Annotated in this window: 22 protein-coding genes; 19 read left to right on the forward strand and 3 right to left on the reverse strand. The window is 57.1% G+C overall.

Annotation, left to right across the window (positions count from 1 at the left end):
* The first annotated feature begins 271 nt into the window (after window positions 1–271).
* Window positions 272–472, forward strand: coding sequence for a DUF1289 domain-containing protein (locus PQR62_RS04660; protein WP_408155295.1), 201 nt, complete (start codon window positions 272–274; stop codon window positions 470–472).
* Window positions 473–546: 74 nt separating this feature from the next.
* On the opposite strand, the gene PQR62_RS04665 is transcribed toward PQR62_RS04660, so the two are convergent.
* Window positions 547–1,164 carry a Maf-like protein gene (locus PQR62_RS04665; RefSeq protein WP_408155296.1) on the reverse strand — a complete coding sequence of 206 codons (618 nt, stop codon included), beginning with the start codon at window positions 1,162–1,164 and terminating at the stop codon, window positions 547–549.
* A 261-nt stretch (window positions 1,165–1,425) separates the two neighbouring features.
* Here PQR62_RS04665 and PQR62_RS04670 point away from each other — a divergent pair, with 261 nt between their 5' ends.
* The 14 genes from PQR62_RS04670 to PQR62_RS04735 all read left to right on the forward strand — a co-directional run bounded on the left by PQR62_RS04670 (window position 1,426) and on the right by PQR62_RS04735 (window position 12,971).
* Window positions 1,426–1,923, forward strand: a complete 498-nt coding sequence (locus PQR62_RS04670) for a YceD family protein (RefSeq protein WP_408155298.1) — start codon at window positions 1,426–1,428, stop codon at window positions 1,921–1,923.
* Between the two features lie 103 nt (window positions 1,924–2,026).
* Window positions 2,027–2,209 carry a 50S ribosomal protein L32 gene (gene rpmF / locus PQR62_RS04675; RefSeq protein WP_006463510.1) on the forward strand — a complete coding sequence of 61 codons (183 nt, stop codon included), beginning with the start codon at window positions 2,027–2,029 and terminating at the stop codon, window positions 2,207–2,209.
* A 181-nt stretch (window positions 2,210–2,390) separates the two neighbouring features.
* Window positions 2,391–3,524, forward strand: coding sequence for a phosphate acyltransferase PlsX (gene plsX, locus PQR62_RS04680; RefSeq protein WP_408155302.1), 1,134 nt, complete (start codon window positions 2,391–2,393; stop codon window positions 3,522–3,524).
* Window positions 3,521–4,507 (forward strand): beta-ketoacyl-ACP synthase III, encoded by a 987-nt coding sequence (locus PQR62_RS04685; protein ID WP_408155304.1) that lies wholly within the window; start codon window positions 3,521–3,523, stop codon window positions 4,505–4,507. The genes plsX and PQR62_RS04685 overlap by 4 nt, the downstream gene beginning before the upstream one ends.
* 138 nt (window positions 4,508–4,645) lie before the next feature.
* Window positions 4,646–5,578, forward strand: coding sequence for an ACP S-malonyltransferase (fabD, locus tag PQR62_RS04690; protein WP_408155306.1), 933 nt, complete (start codon window positions 4,646–4,648; stop codon window positions 5,576–5,578).
* Entirely contained in the window at window positions 5,575–6,330 is a 756-nt protein-coding gene (gene fabG, locus PQR62_RS04695; RefSeq protein ID WP_408155308.1) for a 3-oxoacyl-ACP reductase FabG, read from the forward strand. Before fabD ends, fabG begins: the two co-directional genes overlap by 4 nt.
* A gap of 127 nt (window positions 6,331–6,457) precedes the next feature.
* Window positions 6,458–6,697, forward strand: coding sequence for an acyl carrier protein (acpP, locus tag PQR62_RS04700; RefSeq protein ID WP_006463505.1), 240 nt, complete (start codon window positions 6,458–6,460; stop codon window positions 6,695–6,697).
* A gap of 29 nt (window positions 6,698–6,726) precedes the next feature.
* On the forward strand, window positions 6,727–7,968 hold the full coding sequence (fabF, locus tag PQR62_RS04705) for a beta-ketoacyl-ACP synthase II (protein ID WP_408155310.1): 1,242 nt from the start codon (window positions 6,727–6,729) through the stop codon (window positions 7,966–7,968).
* 6 nt (window positions 7,969–7,974) lie between these two features.
* Window positions 7,975–8,523 (forward strand): protein YgfX, encoded by a 549-nt coding sequence (locus PQR62_RS04710; RefSeq protein WP_408155312.1) that lies wholly within the window; start codon window positions 7,975–7,977, stop codon window positions 8,521–8,523.
* 97 nt (window positions 8,524–8,620) lie between these two features.
* Window positions 8,621–9,223, forward strand: a complete 603-nt coding sequence (gene rpoE, locus PQR62_RS04715) for an RNA polymerase sigma factor RpoE (RefSeq protein WP_408155730.1) — start codon at window positions 8,621–8,623, stop codon at window positions 9,221–9,223.
* Window positions 9,224–9,290: 67 nt separating this feature from the next.
* Window positions 9,291–9,983, forward strand: a complete 693-nt coding sequence (locus PQR62_RS04720) for a sigma-E factor negative regulatory protein (protein ID WP_408155314.1) — start codon at window positions 9,291–9,293, stop codon at window positions 9,981–9,983.
* Between the two features lies 1 nt (window position 9,984).
* Window positions 9,985–11,025 (forward strand): MucB/RseB C-terminal domain-containing protein, encoded by a 1,041-nt coding sequence (locus PQR62_RS04725; RefSeq protein ID WP_408155732.1) that lies wholly within the window; start codon window positions 9,985–9,987, stop codon window positions 11,023–11,025.
* A gap of 16 nt (window positions 11,026–11,041) precedes the next feature.
* Window positions 11,042–12,535 carry a DegQ family serine endoprotease gene (locus tag PQR62_RS04730; protein ID WP_408155316.1) on the forward strand — a complete coding sequence of 498 codons (1,494 nt, stop codon included), beginning with the start codon at window positions 11,042–11,044 and terminating at the stop codon, window positions 12,533–12,535.
* Window positions 12,536–12,695: 160 nt separating this feature from the next.
* On the forward strand, window positions 12,696–12,971 hold the full coding sequence (locus tag PQR62_RS04735) for a glutaredoxin family protein (protein WP_408155318.1): 276 nt from the start codon (window positions 12,696–12,698) through the stop codon (window positions 12,969–12,971).
* Window positions 12,972–13,060: 89 nt separating this feature from the next.
* Here PQR62_RS04735 and PQR62_RS04740 read toward each other — a convergent pair whose 3' ends face one another.
* Complete coding sequence (locus tag PQR62_RS04740; RefSeq protein ID WP_408155320.1) at window positions 13,061–14,191, reverse strand: porin; 1,131 nt, start codon at window positions 14,189–14,191, stop codon at window positions 13,061–13,063.
* A 237-nt stretch (window positions 14,192–14,428) separates the two neighbouring features.
* Window positions 14,429–14,737, reverse strand: a complete 309-nt coding sequence (locus PQR62_RS04745) for a hypothetical protein (protein WP_408155754.1) — start codon at window positions 14,735–14,737, stop codon at window positions 14,429–14,431.
* Here PQR62_RS04745 and PQR62_RS04750 point away from each other — a divergent pair.
* The 4 genes from PQR62_RS04750 (at window position 14,696) to PQR62_RS04765 (ending at window position 20,384) form a co-directional block, all read left to right on the forward strand.
* The gene (locus PQR62_RS04750) at window positions 14,696–16,267 is read left to right on the forward strand and encodes an ABC transporter substrate-binding protein (protein WP_408155734.1); all 1,572 of its coding nucleotides are present in this window, start codon (window positions 14,696–14,698) and stop codon (window positions 16,265–16,267) included. The genes PQR62_RS04745 and PQR62_RS04750 overlap by 42 nt on opposite strands.
* A gap of 108 nt (window positions 16,268–16,375) precedes the next feature.
* On the forward strand, window positions 16,376–18,154 hold the full coding sequence (locus PQR62_RS04755; protein WP_408155321.1) for an ABC transporter substrate-binding protein: 1,779 nt from the start codon (window positions 16,376–16,378) through the stop codon (window positions 18,152–18,154).
* A gap of 8 nt (window positions 18,155–18,162) precedes the next feature.
* A complete protein-coding gene (locus PQR62_RS04760) occupies window positions 18,163–19,143 on the forward strand; it encodes an ABC transporter permease (protein ID WP_408155323.1) in 981 nt (326 codons plus the stop codon).
* A gap of 8 nt (window positions 19,144–19,151) precedes the next feature.
* Window positions 19,152–20,384, forward strand: coding sequence for an ABC transporter permease (locus tag PQR62_RS04765; protein WP_408155325.1), 1,233 nt, complete (start codon window positions 19,152–19,154; stop codon window positions 20,382–20,384).
* The last annotated feature ends 5 nt before the right edge of the window (window positions 20,385–20,389 follow it).

Below are 20,389 nucleotides of genomic sequence, written 5' to 3' on the forward strand. Positions count from 1 at the left end.
CGTCCGGAGGCCATCGATATAGTTGCACCTGTCTCCTCCAATCTCCTCCTTAAGAAATTGGATTCAAGCCCGCACCTTCAGGTCGCGGGCTTTTTTTTTGTTCTTTTTTTCGCGTTTCCTGTTTCGAGTCGGGTCTTAATCCCTCGCCGGCATAGGGCTGTTCCGGATAAGCCGCGCGGTTCTTGGTAAGATGCGGCTCTGCGCGAAATTTGCGCTCCCGTTTCTGGGCTGATCGGCCGCAGCAGATCGGCTTCACCGCTTCATATATCTCATGTCTCAATCATCCGGCAAGCCTCTCGAACGTCCTGACACGCCTTGCGTTGCTGTCTGCTCAACCACTTTTGACGACGTTTGCCGCGGCTGCGGTCGTACCGTGTCGGAAGTCGCACATTGGGTTTTCATGACCTCGGAAGAAAAAGAGGTGGTGTGGACGCGCATTACCGCCGAAGGTTATCCGCGTCGCAACTATTGAGTTTCAATCATTTGCCGGATGCAAGTTGAGGTCGCTGCTGCGGCCTTTTCTTTTTGGATCGAGGCCTGCTTGATTTATTTGAGCCCGAAAAAGCGCACGCCCGCATGCCGCAGCATGTCGGTCAGCGCAATCAGCGGCAAGCCGGTCAATGCGGTCGGATCGTCATTGCGGATGTCCTTCAGAATCGCGATGCCCAGACCTTCATTCTTCGCGCTGCCGGCGCAATCGTAAGGCTGCTCGATGCGCAGATAGGCATCAAGTTCGGTGTCCGGCAGGTCGCGGAAAGTGACGATGGTCTGCACGTTTCTCAGTTGCGCGGCCTCATAGGGATCAGATCGACGTCCATCCCACAGGCACAGGGCGGTGTGGAAGATCACTTCACGGCCGCGCATTTTTTGCAGTTGCTTCAAGGCATTTTCGTGATTGCCGGGTTTGCCTATTTGTTCGCCATCAAGTGTCGCCACCTGATCCGAGCCGATCACCAGCGCACCTTCCGCTTTTTGCGCTACGGCGCGTGCTTTCTCTTTGGCCAGGCGCATCGCGGTGGCGTCGGGTGTTTCTCCGGCAAGTGGAGTTTCATCAATGTCAGGCACGATGACCTCGAAGGGCAGGCCGAGGCGTGACAGCAGTTCTTTGCGATAGCTGGAGCTGGACCCCAGAATCAAACGCGGCAGGTCGGAAAATTGGTCCATCTGTTTTTGGTCTTCAGGAGTGTTGTGGCGATACGCCGTGCGATTGCAGAGGTGAGAATCGCGGGCTTCCGGGAGGGCTTCTATTGCTGCAGTTGTGGCAACGTCGCATCGCGAATCTGTTTCAGGCAAGCCGTTTTCATCGGCGATCAGTTGCAAATTTGCCCGCCAGCCGTGGCTTTGCGTCAAAAAACAGGCTAAGGCTTTGACTGGTAAGGAAATTTTCTGGTATTATCGCAGGTTTTCCGGATTCTCCTTTTGAATATGAATGCATTTGTCATTGACGCGTTCGATTTCAGCCGTCTCAAGGAGCGGGCTGAGGGCGAGATTCCGGTCGCTGAATTAGGTCGTCTGGCGCAAGAGACGGTTGATCGTTCTGGCACGATAAAGTGGACTCTGTCCGGCGATATCGGCAAGCTGGGACATCCTCAACTGAGTCTGGCAGTGTCGGGAGCAGTTAATCTGATCTGTCAGCGTTGCTTGACGGCATTGCCTTTCGAAATTGCTTCGGAGTCGCTGCTGGTACTGGCAAAAGATGATGCCGAGGCCGATGCCATCGAGCAGCAGTTGGATAACGACGAGATTGATGTAGTCGTTGGCTCAAGTGCTTTTGATGCGCGTGCTCTGATCGAAGATGAGACTTTGCTGGCGCTGCCTGTGGCGGCCAAGCACGAGACTTGTCCCGATGCCGGAGTGGCGGTCGAGGCAAAAGGTGCGCAGCGGGTTTCACCGTTTGCAGCGCTCAAGCAGTTGAAGCAATAGTATTAAGGGATGTCCGATTTGCGTCGGATGGCATTCCGGACGGGCTAGCAAGGCCGGCCGGGTGTGTTAAAATTTTGGATCTTAAGGTTTAGGAGTAGTAATCATGGCTGTTCAGCAAAACAAAAAGACCCCGTCGAAGCGCGGTATGCATCGTGCACACGACTTTCTGACTGCACCTCCGCTGGCTGTTGAGCCAACGACTGGTGAGACTCACCTGCGTCACCACATCAGCCCGAACGGTTTCTACCGTGGCCGCAAAGTGCTGAAGACCAAAAACGACGAGTAATACTCGCGCAGACATCGAGACATCGATCTTGCTGTTTTTGGAGAAAAGCGGCGCAATGAGCTTCTGTTTCAGGAGGTTCATTTTGCGCCGCTTTTTTATGTTTACGCGGCTTGGCGCGTCATTTTGAATCACGCCAAATCTGCCCCATAATGCGGGTTGGCAAGGCTCTGAATCAAAATCAATGACCATTAAAATTTCAATCGACTGCATGGGTGGCGATCACGGCCCGTCAGTCACGATTCCTGCAGCCGCCTCTTTTCTCCGTCGCGAAGCCGACGCTGAACTGATACTGGTCGGCCAGGAGCAAGTGTTGTTGCCGCTGTTGAAAAAGTACAAGCTGGCGGATGATCCTCGGGTGCAGATCAAGAATGCAAGCGAGATCATCACCATGGAAGACCCGATCGAAGTGGCGCTGCGTCGCAAGAAGGATTCTTCGATGCGCGTGGCCGTCACACTGGTCAAGGAAGGGCTGGCGCAGGCCTCGGTCTCTGCCGGCAACACCGGCGCGCTGATGGCAGTTTCGCGCTACATCCTCAAGACGCTGCCGGGCGTCGATCGTCCAGCCATCTGCACCATCCTCCCGAATCAGAAAGACGGTCCCACCTACATGCTGGATCTGGGCGCCAATGTCGATTGCGAGCCTCAGCATTTACATCAATTTGCACTGATGGGCTCGGCGCTGGTGGCGGTCATGGAAGGCAAGCCGCGCCCGACGGTGGGTTTGCTCAATATCGGCGAAGAAGATATCAAGGGCAACGAGCTGGTCAAGCAGACGGCCTTGTTGCTGCGCGCCGATCATCAGAAGGGCACACTCAACTTCTACGGCAACGTCGAAGGCAATGACATTTTCGAAGGCACTACCGATCTGGTGGTGTGTGATGGCTTCGTCGGCAATGTCACGCTCAAGGCCTCGGAAGGTCTGGGGCGTTTCGTCAAGATCGTGCTGACCACGGAATTCAAGAAGGGCTTCTTCAACAAGCTCGGCGCACTGATTGCTTACGGTGCGCTCAAGGCGCTGTCGCGCCGCCTCAATCCCTCCCGTTACAACGGCGCCAGCCTGCTCGGTTTGCGCGGCCTGGTGTTCAAGAGTCATGGCGGAGCGGACGTTTATGCGTTCGAGTGGGCGATTCGCCGCGCCTACGATGCTGCAAAATATGATGTACTCTCGCGCATTGGCGCGACGATCGCGGAGCTGATGCCGCAGGCGGAAACACCGCGTGTCGCCGATGCGGCGGCCGAGGACGTCGCAGCCGTAGTTGTAGGCAATGCAAGTGCGCTTGCATCCACCGAAACAATAGAACAGAAAACGGTATGAGCATTTACAGCAAAATTGTCGGAACCGGCAGTTATCTGCCGTCCAACCGCGTCACCAATGATGAGCTGGCGCAGCAGTTGGCAAAAAAAGGAATCGAGACTTCGGACGAATGGATCGTGACGCGCAGCGGTATCTCCGCGCGCCATTACGCCGCGCCCGGACAGTTGTCTAGCGACCTGGCGGTGGAAGCCTCCAAAGGTGCACTGGAGATGGCGGGCCTGCAGGCGAGTGATATCGATCTGATCATTCTGGCGACTTCTACGCCGGATCATCTGGGTGGTTTTCCCAGCACTGCCTGTGTCGTGCAGCGCAAGCTGGGCATCACCAACGGTGCGCCGGCGATGGACGTGCAGGCTGTCTGCAGCGGCTTCGTGTATGCGATGTCGGTGGCGGACAGCTTCATCAAATCGGGTGCGCACAAGAAGGTGCTGGTGATCGGTACTGAAGTATTTTCCCGCATCCTGAATTTTGAAGACCGCACCACCTGCGTACTGTTCGGCGACGGCGCCGGCGCGGTGGTGATGGCGGCATCCGAAGAGCCTGGCGTGCTGGCGACCAAGCTGCATGCTGACGGCAGCCACGGCCACATTCTGTGTGTGCCGGGCAGTGTGGACAACGGCGCCATTAGTGGCAATGCCTATCTGTACATGGATGGTCCGGCGGTGTTCAAGCTGGCGGTCTCGGTACTCGACAAGGTAGCGCGTGAGGCGCTGGTCGCGGCCAATCTGGATGCCGCTGAAATCGACTGGCTGATTCCGCATCAGGCCAACATCCGCATCATGCAGGGCACAGCCAAGAAGCTCGGTCTGCCGCTGGAAAAAATGGTGGTGACGGTGGGTGAACATGGTAATACTTCAGCCGCCTCGATTCCGCTGGCGCTGGATCTCGCTGTGCGCGACGGCCGCGTCAAGCCGGGTCACACCGTCATGATGGAAGGTGTGGGCGGCGGCTTTACCTGGGGGGCGGTTCTGGCCAGAATGTAAGCGGTCTCGCCTGCGCCGCTGCGCGTAGGCTTCACTGTGCTGCGATGCTGCCGTACCGGCTTTTGTGCACCGTTGTCGGTCGCATGAGTTGTCCGGCTGGTGTGCACGATTTGTCAAACTATTAACTTGAATCCACGCATGACAAAATTTGCTTTTGTTTTTCCTGGCCAGGGCTCGCAGGCTATCGGAATGTTGAATGGCTTTGCCGAAAACGAGGCTGTGCGCCAAACCGTGGCGGAAGCTTCCGATGCCTTGCAATTCGATCTCGGCAAGCTGATCGCCGAAGGCCCGAAGAGCGACCTCGATCTGACCACCAATACCCAGCCGGTCATGCTGACCGCCGCCGTCGCGTTCTATCGTGCATGGCTGGCTGCCGGCGGCAAGGCGCCGGCGCTGGCTGCGGGCCATAGCCTCGGTGAGTATTCGGCGCTGGTCGCTGCCGGTGTGATTGCTTTCAAGGATGCCGTGCCGCTGGTGCGTTTTCGTGCGCAAGCCATGCAGGAAGCCGTGCCGGTCGGGCAGGGCGGGATGGCGGCGATTCTCGGCCTGAGCGACGACGAAGTACGTGCGGCCTGTGCTGAAGCGGCGCAGGCGGAAGTGGTTGAAGCGGTCAATTACAACGCGCCGGCACAAGTCGTGATCGCCGGCCATAAGAGCGCTGTCGAGCGCGCCTGCGAAATCGCCAAGGCCAAGGGCGCCAAGCGCGCCTTGCCTTTGCCGGTGTCGGCGCCATTTCACTCGTCGCTGCTGAAGCCGGCATCGGATCGTTTGCAAGCTTATCTGGCCGAGGTCGCATTCGCCGCGCCGCTGTTCCCGGTGATCAATAACGTTGATGTCGCAATCGTCAGCGATCCGGCTGTGATCAAGGATGCGCTGGTGCGCCAGGCTGCGAGCCCGGTGCGCTGGGTCGAGACGGTGCAGAAAATGTCCGCCGACGGCGTGACGCATGTGATCGAGTGCGGCCCGGGCAAGGTGCTGACCGGTCTGCTCAAGCGTATCAATGGTGAATTGATCGGCGAAGCAATTGTTGATCAGGCCTCTCTGGATAAAGTATTGGAGTTATTGAAGTGAGCGTACAAAATTTGCAAGGACAAGTCGCGCTGGTGACGGGCGCATCGCGCGGCATCGGTCGTGCGATTGCGCAGGAACTGATCAAGCAGGGCGCCAAGGTGGTCGGCACGGCAACCTCGGAAGCCGGCGCTGCCGCCATCACAGAATATCTGCAAGCCTTGCAGCCGGACGCCGGCAAGGGCGTGGTGCTCAACGTCAACGATGCGGCCGCCTGCGGCGCCGTGATTGATCTGGTGCAAAAGGAGTTCGGCGGGTTGTCGATTCTGGTCAACAATGCCGGCATCACGCAGGATCAACTGGCGATGCGCATGAAGGAAGAGGAGTGGGACAGTGTCATTTCCACTAATCTGACCGCGGTCGGGCGTCTCTCGCGCGGTGTCTTGCGCGGCATGATGAAGGCCAAATACGGGCGTATCATCAACATCACTTCGGTGGTCGGTGCCGCCGGCAATCCGGGGCAGATGAATTACGCTGCCGCCAAGGCCGGCGTGGCCGGCATGAGCCGTGCGCTGGCGCGTGAAATCGGCAGCCGCAACATTACCGTCAACTGCATTGCACCGGGATTCATCGATACCGACATGACCAAGGCACTGAGCGAGCAACAGACCGCATCGCTGTTGCAGCAGATCCCGCTGGGACGTCTGGGGGCGGCTGAAGACATCGCTGCTGCCGTGTCATTCCTGGCGTCGACTCAGGCAGGCTACATCACCGGCACGACATTGCATGTCAACGGCGGCATGTACATGAGCTGAGCAAAGCATTTACTTACTTTTAACTGCGACTTGCCGATTCTTGCCAGCAGTAGTTAAAAGTAAATTCTCTGCGCGCAAACCTGATAAAATGCGCGCACTTTTGTAACCTATCCACTGGAGGAACAATATGTCCGATATCGAACAACGCGTTAAAAAGATCGTCGCCGAACAACTGGGCGTCGCTGAAGCAGACATCAAGAACGAGTCCTCGTTCGTGGACGATCTGGGTGCCGACTCGCTGGACACCGTTGAACTGGTGATGGCACTGGAAGACGAGTTCGAAATGGAAATCCCTGACGAACAAGCTGAAAAGATTACTACTGTGCAACAGGCAATCGACTACGCGAAATCGCAAGTCAAGGCCTGAGCCGGTTTTAGAGATTCTGGGAGAATTGCTTGAGCCGCACACGTGAACGTCGTGTAGTTATTACCGGTCTGGGATGCATCTCACCTGTAGGCAACACGATTGCCGACGCCTGGGGTGCCGTCAAAGAAGGTAAGTCCGGCATTGCCACCATCACCAAGTTTGACGCCACTCCTTTCACCACGCATTTTGCGGGTGAAGTGAAGGGCTTCAATATTGAGGACTACATTCCCGCCAAAGAAGCGCGCCATATGGATACTTTCATCCACTATGGCATGGCTGCGGGCATGCAGGCTTTTGTAGACAGCGGTCTGGTTGTCACTGAGGAAAACGCCGAGCGCATCGGCGTCATGATCGGTTCCGGTATCGGCGGCTTGCCGCTGATCGAAGACACGCATGCCGAGCTGACCAATCGCGGCCCACGCCGCATCAGTCCTTTCTTCATTCCTGCTTCGATCATCAACATGATCTCGGGCAACCTGTCGATCAAGTACGGTCTGAAAGGACCGAACCTGGCGATCGTCACCGCCTGCACCACCGGTTTGCATTGCATCGGTGCTGCCGGTCGCATGATCATGTACGGCGATGCGGATGTCATGGTGGCCGGCGGTGCGGAATCCAGCGTTTCCCCTCTGGGCATAGGCGGTTTCGCTTCGGCGCGTGCGCTGTCGACCCGCAACGATGATCCGGCGACGGCATCGCGTCCGTGGGACAAGGATCGTGACGGTTTTGTGCTCGGCGAAGGTGCAGGTGTCATGGTGCTGGAAGAGTACGAACACGCCAAGGCACGCGGCGCCCGTATTTATGCAGAGTTGCTCGGCTTCGGCATGAGCGGCGACGCGTACCACATTACTGCGCCGAATCTGGATGGCCCGCGCCGTTGCGTCAGCTCGGCGTTGCGTGATGCAGGCGTCAATCCTGATGAAGTGCAGTACCTGAATGCGCACGGTACCTCGACGCCTCTGGGCGACAAGAATGAAACCGACGCAATCAAGGCCGCGTTCGGCGACCATGCTTACAAGATGGTAGTCAACTCGACCAAGTCCATGACCGGCCACTTGCTGGGCGGCGCGGGTGGTCTGGAAACGGTATTTACCGTGCTGGCTTTGTATAATCAGGTTTCTCCGCCGACCATCAATATCTTTAATCAGGATCCGGAATGCGATCTCGATTATTGTGCGAATCAGGCGCGTGACATGAAAATCGACATTGCCGTCAAGAACTCGTTCGGTTTTGGTGGTACGAACGGTACTCTGGTCATCGGCAAGATTTAAAGTGCTGTGCCCGGCTTTCACCGAAAGCCGGGTTTTGCTTTTATTCTTCATCTTATGTCGATAGCAGTATCCGCGGATATCAAGCCCTCTCGTCTGATTTTCATTGTCATGGCCAGCGCTTGCGCAGGCGTGGCATTGATCGGCATCGGTCTCGGTCTGCTGATGCCAGGTCATCCCTCTCTTTCACTGCGGGTCACCATTGCGGTCGTCTGTATTCTGGCGGCGGCACTCGCTCTGTTTAGTTTGCTGCGCAGCCGGAAGACCATCTGGCTGCACATCTCCGGCACCGGCCAGATTCGTGTGGTTGAGCATTTGCTGCATGGGAATACACGCGCCAAACCGCAGGTCATGAAGGCAGGACTTGCTCAATTGCTTTCAGGTACCACCATCTGGCCCGGCATGCTGTTTTTGCGGCTCAAGCTGGAAAACGGCAAGACACGCACAATCCCCATCCTTCCGGACTGCGTTCCTGACGACACTTTTCGCGCACTGACCGTGGCCTGCCGCTGGCTGATCAGTCACAATGTTGCGAAAGCCCAGTTGATGGAAAAATAAGCGACTGTGCAGAACTTGAAAATTGCAAAAATACAATCATCTTGTTTCTGCAAATACGATAAAACAACAAGGCGATAAAAGAACAAGGAACCCTGGTTTGACGACAGAACGCGAAATTGATCAGCAGCTTGTTGAACGTGTCCAACGTGGCGACAAGAAGGCGTTCGAGCTGTTGGTTGTTAAATATCAACGAAAACTGATGCGACTGGTATCGCGGCTGGTGCGCGACCAGGCGGAAGCCGAGGATGTGGTGCAAGAGGCATTCATCAAGGCCTATCGCGCCTTACCTCAGTTTCGCGGCGATTCTGCGTTTTATACCTGGCTCTATCGCATCGGCATCAACACCGCAAAAAATTATCTGGTAACCCTTGGACGTCGTGCTCCAACTTCTACTGAGGCAGATGCAGAAGAAGCTGAAACTTTTGACGATGGCGAGCATCTGAGGGACATCAACACTCCAGAGTCCATGTTGGCGACCAAGCAAATTGCTCAGACCGTCAATGTTGCAATGGAAGCGCTGCCGGAAGAATTACGCATGGCGATTACCTTGCGTGAAATCGAAGGGCTCAGTTACGACGAAATCGCGGAAGCGATGAATTGTCCGATAGGAACCGTTCGTAGCCGTATTTTCCGGGCGCGTGAAGCCATTGCAGAGAAGCTGCGTCCTTTGCTGGACACGGCGATCGACAAGCGCTGGTAAGGTTGTACAAATAGACAAAATAATAAATTCGGGTATGGAACTAAGTTTTTTTGCCGGGTGACTGCTAATGGATACCAAAGTAACAACCAACGAACAGATTTCTGCGCTTGCTGATGGTGAGCTCAGTGCTGAACAGATGACTATTGCGCTCGCATCTCTGCGCTCGCCTGAAGAGCGCGAGCGTTGGGATGTGTACCACCAGATCGGCGACGTCATGCGTTCCGACGACATGGGGTTCTCGATGAGCGCAGGATTTTCAGCCAAGATGAGCGCGATGCTGGACGCCGAGCCGACTATCGTCGCGCCGCAGACACCTGCAGCTGAAGCGCCCGTTTCGGTGCCGCAAAAGTCGGTCGCCAATGGCGTGCAGGCGGCCAATGTGAAGCGCGGTAATAAGACTGTTCGTCGCTTCATGATGCCGGGTGCGGCTGTGGCTGCAGCAGTCGCTGCCGTCGTGTTCGTCACCATGCCGCAGCAAGCTGTGGTCAGTGCCGATTCCGGTGCGGCACCCCAGATTGCTTCCTCGGCACCCATGGCTGCGCCGGCAGCCGTGACGACTGTGGCCGCCAGCAGCACCCCTGCGAACATGAGCATGGCGCCGAATGTGCCGACGCTGAGCGCCTTGGCGCAGCAGGGTGAAGTCAAGCGCGATCCGCGTATCGACGACTATCTGTTCGCGCATCAGCGTTTCTCGCCTTCGATGTATAGCTCTGCCCAGTATGCCCGCTCAGCCGCATTCTCAGTGGACGCAGATAAATAATATGCGTCAGGCAAGAGGCGTTTTTCTCAGTTGTGTATTTTTCCTCTCTGCATCAATCGCATTGTCCGCCCAGGCGGACAATGCGGCATCAAATTCAAACGCTGCCGGTAAACAATCCAGCAGCCAGCAGGCGCAGGCTCAGCTGAAGAAGATCCAGACTGCGGCCCAGCGCCTCAATTACTCCGGCACTTTCGTCTATCAGCAGGCCAATCAGATGCGTACTTCACGCATCACGCACATCCTTTCGGGTAAAACCGAGCTAGAAAAGTTGGAAGTGCTGGATGGCAAGCCACGTGAATACATTCGCAACGACGACGATGTTGCCTGCTATATCCCCGATGCCAAAACCGTCTTGATTGAAAAGCGCGTAACACGCGACGTCTTCCCGGCGATTCTGGCGGCCAATCCTGCTGATCTGGCAGAGCATTACAATCTGCGAATGGGGGAAAGCGGCCGCGTCGCTGGTCTGGATTCTCAGGCCATCGTATTGGAGCCGAAAGATAAATTGCGTTACGGTTACAAGTTCTGGGCCGATAACGCCTCGGGCTTGCTGTTGCGGGCACAGACCATCGATACCAAGAATGAGGTAGTCGAACAGATTGCTTTCACGCAAATCCAGATCGGCAATATCGACAAGACCCGTGTCAAGCCCAGCTATGCCAATACCAAGGGCTGGCATGTCGAGAATGCGACGATGGCGCATGTGAATCTGTCAACGTGGGAAGTGTCGCCGCCACCCGGTTTCAAGAAGATTCAGGAAGTCAAACGCTTGATTTCCGATACGCCCGAAGCCGGCGCCTCGAATGCTCAGAACAGGTCTGCGGAGCGCGAAGTGTCGCAGATAGTGTTTTCGGATGGACTGGCAGCCATCTCCGTATTCATCGAGCCTGGAGCTCAGAATCGCACCGAAGCCGCCGTGCAGCAGGGCGCAATGAATATCGTCGGACGTCGGCAAGGGGATTACTGGATTACAGTCGTCGGCGAAGTGCCTCTGGCGGCAATCCGCCAGGTATCGAATTCTATAGAGCTCAAATCCAAATAAGAAGAGAACCAACGTAATGACTCCTTTCAAGAAAGCAATCATCGCCTCGGTCATGTCGGCATCTGTGCTGGCATGCTTTCCTTCTGCCGCGAGCGCAGCGCCGGCGGTTGTTTCACCGACCATCGCGGCCTTGCCTGATTTTGCCGACATTGTCGACCGTACCGGTCCCGGCGTCGTGAATATCCGCACCACCGAGCGCGTGCGCAGCGGTCAGGCGCAAGGCGGTGCCGACGATCAGGAAATGCAGGAATTCTTTCGTCGCTTCTTTGGTGTTCCGGTGCCGCGCCAGCAGCAACCGCAGCAACCCAACACGCCGCGCAATAACGGCAAGCCCAACAGCAGCCAGCAGGAAGAAGTGCCGCGCGGCGTAGGTTCTGGCTTTGTCATTTCGGCCGACGGCTACATTCTGACCAACGCGCATGTGGTCGAAGGCGCCAGCGATGTGTACGTGACGCTGACCGACAAGCGTGAATTCAAGGCCAAGATCATCGGTTCCGATACCCGCACCGATGTCGCGTTGCTGAAGATTGATGGCAACAATCTGCCGCGTCTGACCATGGGCGACTCGGACAAGATCCGCGCCGGCGAATGGGTGCTGGCGATCGGTTCGCCGTTCGGTCTGGAAAATACCGTGACCGCAGGCATCGTGTCCGCCAAGGCGCGCGATACCGGCGATTATCTGCCGCTGATTCAGACTGACGTTGCCGTCAATCCAGGTAATTCGGGTGGTCCGCTGATCAATCTGAAGGGCGAAGTGATCGGCATCAACTCACAGATTTACAGTCGCTCCGGCGGTTTCATGGGTATTTCGTTTGCCGTGCCTATCGATGAGGCACTGCGCGTTTCTGATCAACTGAAAGCCAGCGGCAAGGTCACACGCGGCCGTATCGGCGTTCAGATCGGTGAAGTCACCAAGGACGTGGCCGAATCCCTTGGCCTGGCCAAGGCGCAGGGCGCACTGGTGCAGCGGGTCGAGGCGGGTGGTCCGGCGGAAAAGGGCGGGCTGGAAGCCGGCGACATCATCCTCAAATTCAACGGCGCAACGATCGATCGTCCGAGCGACCTGCCGCGCATGGTGGGCGCCACCAAACCTGGCACCAAGGCTACGGTCAATGTCTGGCGCAAGGGTAGTGCACGCGATGTGAGTCTGGTTGTGACCGAGCTGGAAGCAGACAAGACCGCGAAGCAGCAGGACGATCAAAAGGCCATGCCTGAAGTTGCGCCGAATGCATTGGGGCTGATCGTCAGCGATTTGAGCGATGCCCAGAAAAAGGATCTGAAAGCCGATAACGGCGTGCTGGTCGAGGCTGCTTCCGGTGCTGCCGCCGGAGCGGGTATTCGTGCCGGTGATGTGATTCAGCGCATCAATGAAGTCGACGTGAAGGATGCCAAGCAATTCAACCAGCTGGTGGCCAAGCTGGATTCCAAGAAGCGCGCAGCAGTGCTGGTGCGTCGAGGCGATTCTTCGCAGTTCGTGCCCTTGCGCCCGAGCGCTGGCAATAGCAATTAATACGGTGAACTACGGGCACGCTTGAATTCGCTTGAATCCAGTTTGCCTTCATCGAAGAAAGCCGCATGTCATTGACATGCGGTTTTTTTACGGTTGAGATAAAAGCCTGATCGACTCCGAATTCAAACTGACTTTGTCTCGCCACTCGGACTGAATCCATATGCCTCGCCTGCCTTCTCCCATTCATTTCATCATCTATTCGCGCGCTTATTGTCATCTCTGCGACGACATGCGGGATGCGCTTCATCTCTTGCTGCAAGAGCGGCCATGTGAAATCGAGATGATTGATGTAGATGCCGACCCTTTGCTCCTCGAAAAGTACGATGAATTGGTGCCGCTATTGATGGGAAAGACAAGAGCAGGCAAGCTTGTCAGGCTGTGTCACTATTTTCTGGATGCGACGGCAGTATCGGCATTTACCGAAGAGGAACGCTAAGGCGGAAAGATCTTCCAGGCATTCACCTGAAACCTCTTGGCGCCTCACTCAAGTCATTCACATCAGTCCGCCCTTGCGCACCTGCTGTATCAGAAAGCGTGCTTCATCCCGACCATGAAATTGGTTTGCCGCATGGATCTCGTCTGCGGTGCATCGGCAGCAGTGACGCTGTAGTAATGGTCGCGTGCGGCGCCATCGCGAGCCAGCAGCCAGTCGGTCTCCGCATACAGTTTGGTGCGTTTTGACAAGTCGTAAGTGGTGATCAGCGTGATGACATGGGCTTTGCCTTTGTCGGGGGACACGGCGTATCCGGCCATGGTGGTGTCGATGCCGCCCGATACATTGTTTGGTGAGCCGGGCACCTGATTACAGTTGCCGTTGCAGCTCGATTGTCGATAATGATAGTAGCTGCCAAACACGCCCCAGACCGGCGTCAGCATATAGGCCAGCGAGGCGAAGGCGATCTCCCGATGTCGTCGAGCGCCGCCGCTTTCCTGATTGCGGGCATAGCCTCCGGAAAGGCTCAGCGACGGCGTCAGTACAAGCGAAGCACCGATATTTGCGTAGCGGCCTATGGTTGAGCCGTCCACCGAGCGATTTTGCAGATAGGCGATCGCTGTGTGGAAATGGCCATTTTTATAGGCGAGGTTGCCGCCCCAGGTTGACTTGCGCGCCAGACTGCCGGCTTGTTCACCGAAGCCGTAGTCGAGCTGGTATGAAAAAGAACCCTGCGTTTTTTTATAGATCAGGCTATTGTTCAGGCGATATCCGCTGAAAAAGTGATCCCCGCCCACGAAGAAATGATCACCGACCGGCTGGAAATCGTAGAAAACACTGAGTGCATTGTATTGACGCCCCATGGTCAGCGCGCCGAAGTCGCCGCTCAGGCCAGTATAAGATTGGCGGCCGAAGATATTGGTCTGATTGCTGCCAGGGCTTTGCGCGCCGAGCTTCCCAGTATCAATGCCGAATCCGCCCTCAAGCTGGAAAACTGCTTTGATTTGCCGGCCCAGATCTTCCTCTCCTTTAAAGCCGAACTTGTTTGAAAAGATACCGCTGCCACCGAGTTTTACGACGGACTTATTACTGCCGTCATCGTTGCTTGCATATCTTATCGATGCATCGGTCTGGCCATAAAAGGTGACCAATGATTGCGCCAGGACTAGCGATGGAATGCTCAGCATCGCGAAGCTAAGAAAATGTCTGGGAGTGAAATTCATATGCGCCTTTGGGGGATGAAATGAATGGATGCCAAGCTTTTCATTTACCGGGATAGCGCTATTTCAGGTCAATGCCGCACGGTCGAAACCGGTGGAATTTCCCATTTTGTAGGGAGGGATATAAAACAAAAAATGCATAATCCAAAAAAACAATTTAGATAATTTTTCGAATAATTTTGCGGGTTGTTTTTTGTTCTCTACCTGCGTTAAGGTTGCGCTTTCCCGCTGCCATGGAGATCACGAAAAATGAGAAGAAATGCCTTGCCGGTTTTCTCTGCGATGCTGCTTCTGCTCGTGGCGCCAGGCATTTTTGCTGTTGAGCCCATTGTTCCGCACACAGAAAAAGTCTTGCGCCTGGCGCAGGTCGCAAGCGACGACGGCTTCGACGCCGTTCGCACCAATAATTTCTATTCCTCCACGATCTCCGCCGTGCTGCATGAAACGCTGCTGAGCTACGATTATCTGGCGCGCCCCGTCAGGCTGGTGCCCAGAACCACAGAGGCGATGCCGACGCTTGAGGATGGTGGCAAGACCTATGTCTTTCATCTGCAGCGCGGCATCCGCTTTACGCCTGATCCGGTGTTCAAAGGCGCGCCGCGCGAACTGACTTCCTACGACTATGCCTACGTCATCCGCCGTATCATGGATCCGCGCAACCGCTCTGCAGCGGCAGGTTCCATCGAAGGAAAAATCGAGGGGCTGGATGCCTGGGCTGAACGCGCGAGGTCAACTGGCAGCGTTGATTACGATGCACCCATCGCCGGCTTGCAGACGCCGGATCGCTATACCTTGCGCATCAGACTGAAGGCGCCGGATTCGAATTTCCCTTTCATGCTGGCGACAGCGCCTTTCGGTGCGCAGGCGCGCGAAGCGGTGCAAAAATACGGCGACGACTACGCGCGGCATCCGGTGGGAACCGGCCCCTACCAACTTGCAAGCTATGTGCCACGCAGCAAAATTGTACTAATCAAAAATCCTGAATTTCGCGGCTTTGTCTGGCCGGGAGGCGACGGCGTCAAGCCTGCGGATAGGGCCAATTTGAGCGCGTCCGACCAGCAATTGATTGCAGAAATGCGCGGCAAAATCATGCCGCAGATTCAGCGTGTTGAAATCTCCGTCATAGAAGAGGCACCGGCGCTCTGGCTGTCGTTCAAGCGTGGCACTCAGGACTTGATGCTGTTGCCTGAGAGCTATGCGCCGTCCGCCCTCGATGGCGAGCAACTCAAGCCGGAGTTGCAGCAGCAGGGTATCCGCCTGGCGCGGCAGACGGTTCCCGATCTGGTGTACACCTTGTTGAATTATCGCGATCCCGTGATCGGTGGCGGCAGTCTGGACAAGATCGCGCTGCGGCGCGCCATCGTCATGTCTTATGACGTCGACGAGGAGTTGCGCTCGGTCCGGCAAGGCCAGGCGCGCCGTGCCGAAATGTTGATTTCGCCTGAGGTGGCTGGCTTCGATCCCGGCTATCGCAGCAGCATTTCCTACGATCCGGCGCTGGCCAATAGTCTGCTGGATCGCTTTGGCTACTCGCGCGGCTTTGACGGATACCGGCGCATGCCCGACGGCAGTCCCTTGCTACTGAAAATGCGGACGGAAACTGGTAGCCGTTCACGCGCCTTTTCAGAAATATGGAAGCGCGGTCTGGACAAGATCGGCATTCGCATCGAGTTCATCGCTTCGGCATTCGCCGATAATCTGAAGGCCGCCAAATCTTGCGAGTTGATGATGTGGGGCGTGGGAAGCATCGCCAGCTATCCGGATGCCGATGAATTTCTATCCGGACTGTACGGCGGCAATATAGGGCGAGACAACACCGCTTGTTATAACTCGCCGGTATTCGATGCCCTGTACGATCAGGCCAAGTCCTTGCCGGCCGGTGCCGAGAAAAATCGACTCTACCTTGAAATGAATCGCCAGGCCGAGGCCGACACGGTCTGGGCCATTTCCGTCAATCGGATTCGCAGCTGGCTTTCGGGACCAAGGATTCAGGGGTTCAAGCCCCATCCTTATACGGAGGGCATCTGGCAGTACCTGGATATTGCGCCCGTCCCCGGCGCCAACAGCATCTCACACTGAATGACTCGCAGCGGAATCGCCATGATCAAGAATATCTATGAAAAATGCGGACGAAGGGCGGTGATGGCCGAGCGCCGGCATCCTTGCAGAAGATGGTTTGGCAATTGGATGTGGCCGTTCTTGTTGGGGATTGCGCTGGCGGCAAACGGCGCTGTCGCGGCGGAGCCGGTGACGCCAGGCACTGCCGATCCCGACAAAGTCTTGCGCTATGTACTGATTCGCCCTGAAACCGGTTTCGACCCGGCGATGTCGCACGATCTGTATTCGGCCGGCGTCCTGCAATCGATCTTTGAAACGCTCTACACCTACGACTATCTGGCGAGTCCGGCCAGGTTGGTGCCCTTGACGGCGGAGGCCTTGCCCGAAGTCTCTGCCGATGGCAAGACCTACACCATACGCTTGAAGAAAGGCATCTACTTTGCCGATGATGCAGCGTTCGGCGGCAAGCGCCGCGAGCTGACCATGCAGGACTATGTCTATGCCTGGCAGCGCCTGTTCGACCCGCGTCTGCGCTCGCCGAACATGTGGATTTTCGATGGCAAGATTCTGGGCATGCAGGCCTGGAGCAAGTCGCTGCGCGACGGCAAGGTCAATTACGACAGTCCGCTGGCCGGCCTGCAATTGCTGGATCGCTATACCTTGCGAGTGCAATTGACGCAGCCGGATTTCAATTTCGTCATGATGCTGGCGCACCAGCCGTCCTCGCCGATGGCGCGCGAAGTGGTTGAAAAATATCAGGATGAAAACGGGCAGGTTGCCGCCCATCCGGTCGGCACCGGGGCCTATGCGCTGAGTCGCTGGGTGCGCGGTTCGCGCATCACGCTGTTGGCCAATCCGGGCTATCGCGGTTTCATCTGGAATTTCAAACCGGGCAGCGATGCCGTCGATTCGGAGATCGTGGCGCGCATGCATGGCAAGCGCATGCCGCAGATCGGCCGCATTGAACTCAGTGTGATCGTCGAGGATCAGGCGCGCTGGCTGTCGTTTCAGCAGGATCAGATCGATCTGCTGCAATTGGAAGGCGGCCTGGCGCCGCAGGCTCTGGACGATGGCAAACTCAAGCCTGAACTTGCAGCCCGGGGTATTTATCTGTCGCGCGGCATCGATCCTGAAATCAGCTACGTGTTCTGGAACATGCGCGACCCCATCGTCGGTGGTCTGAGCAAGGAAAAGATCGCCTTGCGGCGCGCCATCACCATGGCGCACGACAGCGAGCGCGAAGTCGATGTGGTGCTCAACGATCAGGCCAAGGTCTTGCAGTATCCGATTCCGCCGGGCGTAATCGGCTACGATCCTGACTATCGCAGCAGCATCAGGTATGCGCCCAAGGAAGCTAACCAGCTGCTGGATCGTTTCGGCTACAAGGTCGGCGCCGACGGCTGGCGCACCCAGCCCGACGGCAGCCCGCTGCTGATCCGCTATTCGAGACTGGCCGAGGGCTTCGGCAAGCTGACGGCAGAGACCTGGAAAAAGACCTACGAGAGTCTGCGCATACGCATGAGCGAAGACGTCCGCACTTTTCCGGCCATGCTCAAGGCCGACAAAGAATGCAGCCTGCAGACGCGTACCCTTGGGTGGGGCGCCGACTACCCGGATGGCGACAACTTCATGCAACTGTTTGCCGGCCCGAATATCGGCCAGAACAATAGCGGGTGCGTCGCGATACCCGAATTCGATGCGCTTTATGCCGAGAGCCAGAAAATGCCGGCCGGCCCCGAGCGCGATCTCTTGTTCCACAAGATGGCGCGCCTGCTGGAAGTGTATTCGCCGGTCATGATCGGCTACGCGCGCTATCGCAACATGCTGGCGCAGCCGCGCGTGATCGGCTACAAGCGCAATCCGCTGCTCTACGCCGAATGGCTGTATCTCGATATCGACAAGCGCTAGGAGACTACATGTCCTTCAAATCCCTCGCCGGCAGTGTGTTCGGCCCCGGCACCCCGGCGTATCTGCTCCGGCGTCTGTGGCAGATGCTGCCCACCATGCTGGGCGTGGTTCTGCTGGTGTTCCTGCTGTTCAACTGGGTGGGCGGCGACCCGGCCTATATTCTGGCCGGCAAGATGTCCAGCGCCGAACAGATTGCCAACGTCCGTCGCCAATTGGGTACCGATCAGTCGTATCCGATGCAGCTGTGGATCTTCATCAAGCAGATTCTCACGTTCGACTTCGGCAACAGCTGGAGCACCGGAGAGCCGGTGTCGCGCATTTTGCAGACGCGCCTCGGCCCGTCCCTGACGCTGCTGATTCCGATGACAATACTGGAGACAGTATTAGGCGTCGGCCTGGCGCTGGTGATCGCCTTTGCACGCGGTTCGCTGACCGATCGCGCCATCATGATTGCCTGCACGGTCGGCATGTCGATCAGCATTCTGGTCTACATCATCGTGTTTCAGTATTGGTTCGCCTACAAGCTGGGCTTGTTTCCGGTACAGGGTTGGGGTGACGATTTCCTGACCAATCTGCTGCGCTACGCCGCCTTGCCGATTCTGATCGGCACGTTGGTAAGCCTGGCGCCGAGCCTGCGCCTGTATCGCAGTTTCATTCTTGACGAAACCTCGCACGACTATGTGCGTACCGCTCGCGCCAAGGGCCTGAGCGAGCGCCGCATCGTGTGGGTGCATGTGCTGCGCAACGCCGCAATTCCCATTCTCACCAATGTCATGTCCAACTTGCCGGCGCTGCTGATCGGCGCGTTTCTGATCGAGCGCTTCTTCTCGATTCCGGGCATCGGCAGGGAAGTCATTCTGGCGGTCGAGCAGAGCGATTTTCCGGTGATCAAGGCGGTCACGGTGTATGTGGCGGCCGCCACCATGCTGTTCAATCTGGCGACTGATCTGCTGTACAAGGCGATCGATCCGCGCGTGCAATTGAAATAGGATCAGGAATGACATATCTGAAAAATCTGTTTTCATTCTCGTCGCGCGGTCTGGGCGTAGTGGGCATCAATGCCGATGCCGGGCTTGCCGATAATCCGGCCGGTGTCGATGAGCGCCTATCCGGCGCCGGTCTCTGGCAACAGGCCTGGCATCGCTTGCTCGGCGATCGCGTCGGCGTGATATCGCTGGCCATCGTGGCCGCCTACTTGCTTTTGTTGGCCTTGTCGGGCAGCGGTCTGGTCGCCGGCGACTGGGATGATGAAGTCGCCGTGGCTTATGCGCCGCCATCCTTTCTGACGCAGCCGGCGGCGGATGCAGTCGCGGCCAAGGCCGGCAACCCGGTGCAATACGGCGATGCTTCGCCCGCGCTACCGGGCGACAATCCGCGCGATCCCTTGCGCAATATTCTGAGAGAGTTGCGCGCCGAGCACGGCAAGCCGGCATCCGGCACGATATTGTCGGATGCCGATTACTACGGCGTGGTCGATCCTCTGCGGCAGGAATTGGCCGAGATCCGCAAGGGCATGGCGCAGCAAGCCGGTGCAGTAGCCGGAGCCCGGCACGAGCAATTGCTGTTTGGCGCGGACAAGTGGGGCCACGACATCATCAAGAAAACCATCAAGGGCGCGCAGACCTCGATCGTGGTGGGATTGGTCGCCGCCTTGCTGGCGGTAGCGCTGGGTACACTGTTCGGCGCAGTATCCGGCTATTTCGGCGGTTGGGTTGATGATCTGTTCAACTGGTTCTACAACGTCTTTACGGCGATTCCCTATTTGTTGCTGGTGCTGGCGGTGGCCGCCGTGCTGCAGCAGAAGGGCACCGGCGCCATTGTGCTGATCCTGGGTTTGACCGGATGGACCGGCACCTACCGTCTGATGCGCGCCGAATACATCAAGCACAAATCGCGTGAATACGTGATGGCGGCGCAGGCCATCGGTGCTTCGCATGCCAGCCGCCTGTTCACGCACATTTTTCCCAATGTCAGCCACGTGGTACTGGTACAGCTGTCGATTCTGGTGGTCGGTTTCATCAAGTCGGAAGTGGTGCTGAGTTTTCTTGGTTTCGGCGTGCCGGTCGGCTCGGTGTCCTGGGGCAGCATGCTCAACGAAGCGCAGAACGAACTGATCCTCGGCAAGTGGTGGCAGATGGTCGCCGCCAGCGTCGCCATGGCCGTGCTGGTCACCGCGTTCTCGCTGCTGACCGATGCCTTGCGCGATGCGCTCGATCCTAAATTGAAGTGAAATGA

The sequence above is a fragment of the Herbaspirillum lusitanum genome (genome assembly GCF_046025995.1).
Taxonomy (GTDB): Bacteria; Pseudomonadota; Gammaproteobacteria; order Burkholderiales; family Burkholderiaceae_D; genus Herbaspirillum; species Herbaspirillum lusitanum_A.

What these genes read in the sequence shown, in the direction of transcription:
- PQR62_RS04660 (WP_408155295.1), top strand. Translation starts at nt 272, where the DNA reads ATGTCTCAATCATCCGGCAAGCCTCTCGAACGTCCTGACACGCCTTGC.
- PQR62_RS04665 (WP_408155296.1), bottom strand. Translation starts at nt 1,164, where the DNA reads ATGGACCAATTTTCCGACCTGCCGCGTTTGATTCTGGGGTCCAGCTCC.
- PQR62_RS04670 (WP_408155298.1), top strand. Translation starts at nt 1,426, where the DNA reads ATGAATGCATTTGTCATTGACGCGTTCGATTTCAGCCGTCTCAAGGAG.
- rpmF (WP_006463510.1), top strand. Translation starts at nt 2,027, where the DNA reads ATGGCTGTTCAGCAAAACAAAAAGACCCCGTCGAAGCGCGGTATGCAT.
- plsX (WP_408155302.1), top strand. Translation starts at nt 2,391, where the DNA reads ATGACCATTAAAATTTCAATCGACTGCATGGGTGGCGATCACGGCCCG.
- PQR62_RS04685 (WP_408155304.1), top strand. Translation starts at nt 3,521, where the DNA reads ATGAGCATTTACAGCAAAATTGTCGGAACCGGCAGTTATCTGCCGTCC.
- fabD (WP_408155306.1), top strand. Translation starts at nt 4,646, where the DNA reads ATGACAAAATTTGCTTTTGTTTTTCCTGGCCAGGGCTCGCAGGCTATC.
- acpP (WP_006463505.1), top strand. Translation starts at nt 6,458, where the DNA reads ATGTCCGATATCGAACAACGCGTTAAAAAGATCGTCGCCGAACAACTG.
- PQR62_RS04720 (WP_408155314.1), top strand. Translation starts at nt 9,291, where the DNA reads ATGGATACCAAAGTAACAACCAACGAACAGATTTCTGCGCTTGCTGAT.
- PQR62_RS04725 (WP_408155732.1), top strand. Translation starts at nt 9,985, where the DNA reads ATGCGTCAGGCAAGAGGCGTTTTTCTCAGTTGTGTATTTTTCCTCTCT.
- PQR62_RS04730 (WP_408155316.1), top strand. Translation starts at nt 11,042, where the DNA reads ATGACTCCTTTCAAGAAAGCAATCATCGCCTCGGTCATGTCGGCATCT.
- PQR62_RS04735 (WP_408155318.1), top strand. Translation starts at nt 12,696, where the DNA reads ATGCCTCGCCTGCCTTCTCCCATTCATTTCATCATCTATTCGCGCGCT.
- PQR62_RS04740 (WP_408155320.1), bottom strand. Translation starts at nt 14,191, where the DNA reads ATGAATTTCACTCCCAGACATTTTCTTAGCTTCGCGATGCTGAGCATT.
- PQR62_RS04750 (WP_408155734.1), top strand. Translation starts at nt 14,696, where the DNA reads ATGCCGACGCTTGAGGATGGTGGCAAGACCTATGTCTTTCATCTGCAG.
- PQR62_RS04745 (WP_408155754.1), bottom strand. Translation starts at nt 14,737, where the DNA reads ATGAAAGACATAGGTCTTGCCACCATCCTCAAGCGTCGGCATCGCCTC.
- PQR62_RS04755 (WP_408155321.1), top strand. Translation starts at nt 16,376, where the DNA reads ATGTGGCCGTTCTTGTTGGGGATTGCGCTGGCGGCAAACGGCGCTGTC.
- PQR62_RS04760 (WP_408155323.1), top strand. Translation starts at nt 18,163, where the DNA reads ATGTCCTTCAAATCCCTCGCCGGCAGTGTGTTCGGCCCCGGCACCCCG.
- PQR62_RS04765 (WP_408155325.1), top strand. Translation starts at nt 19,152, where the DNA reads ATGACATATCTGAAAAATCTGTTTTCATTCTCGTCGCGCGGTCTGGGC.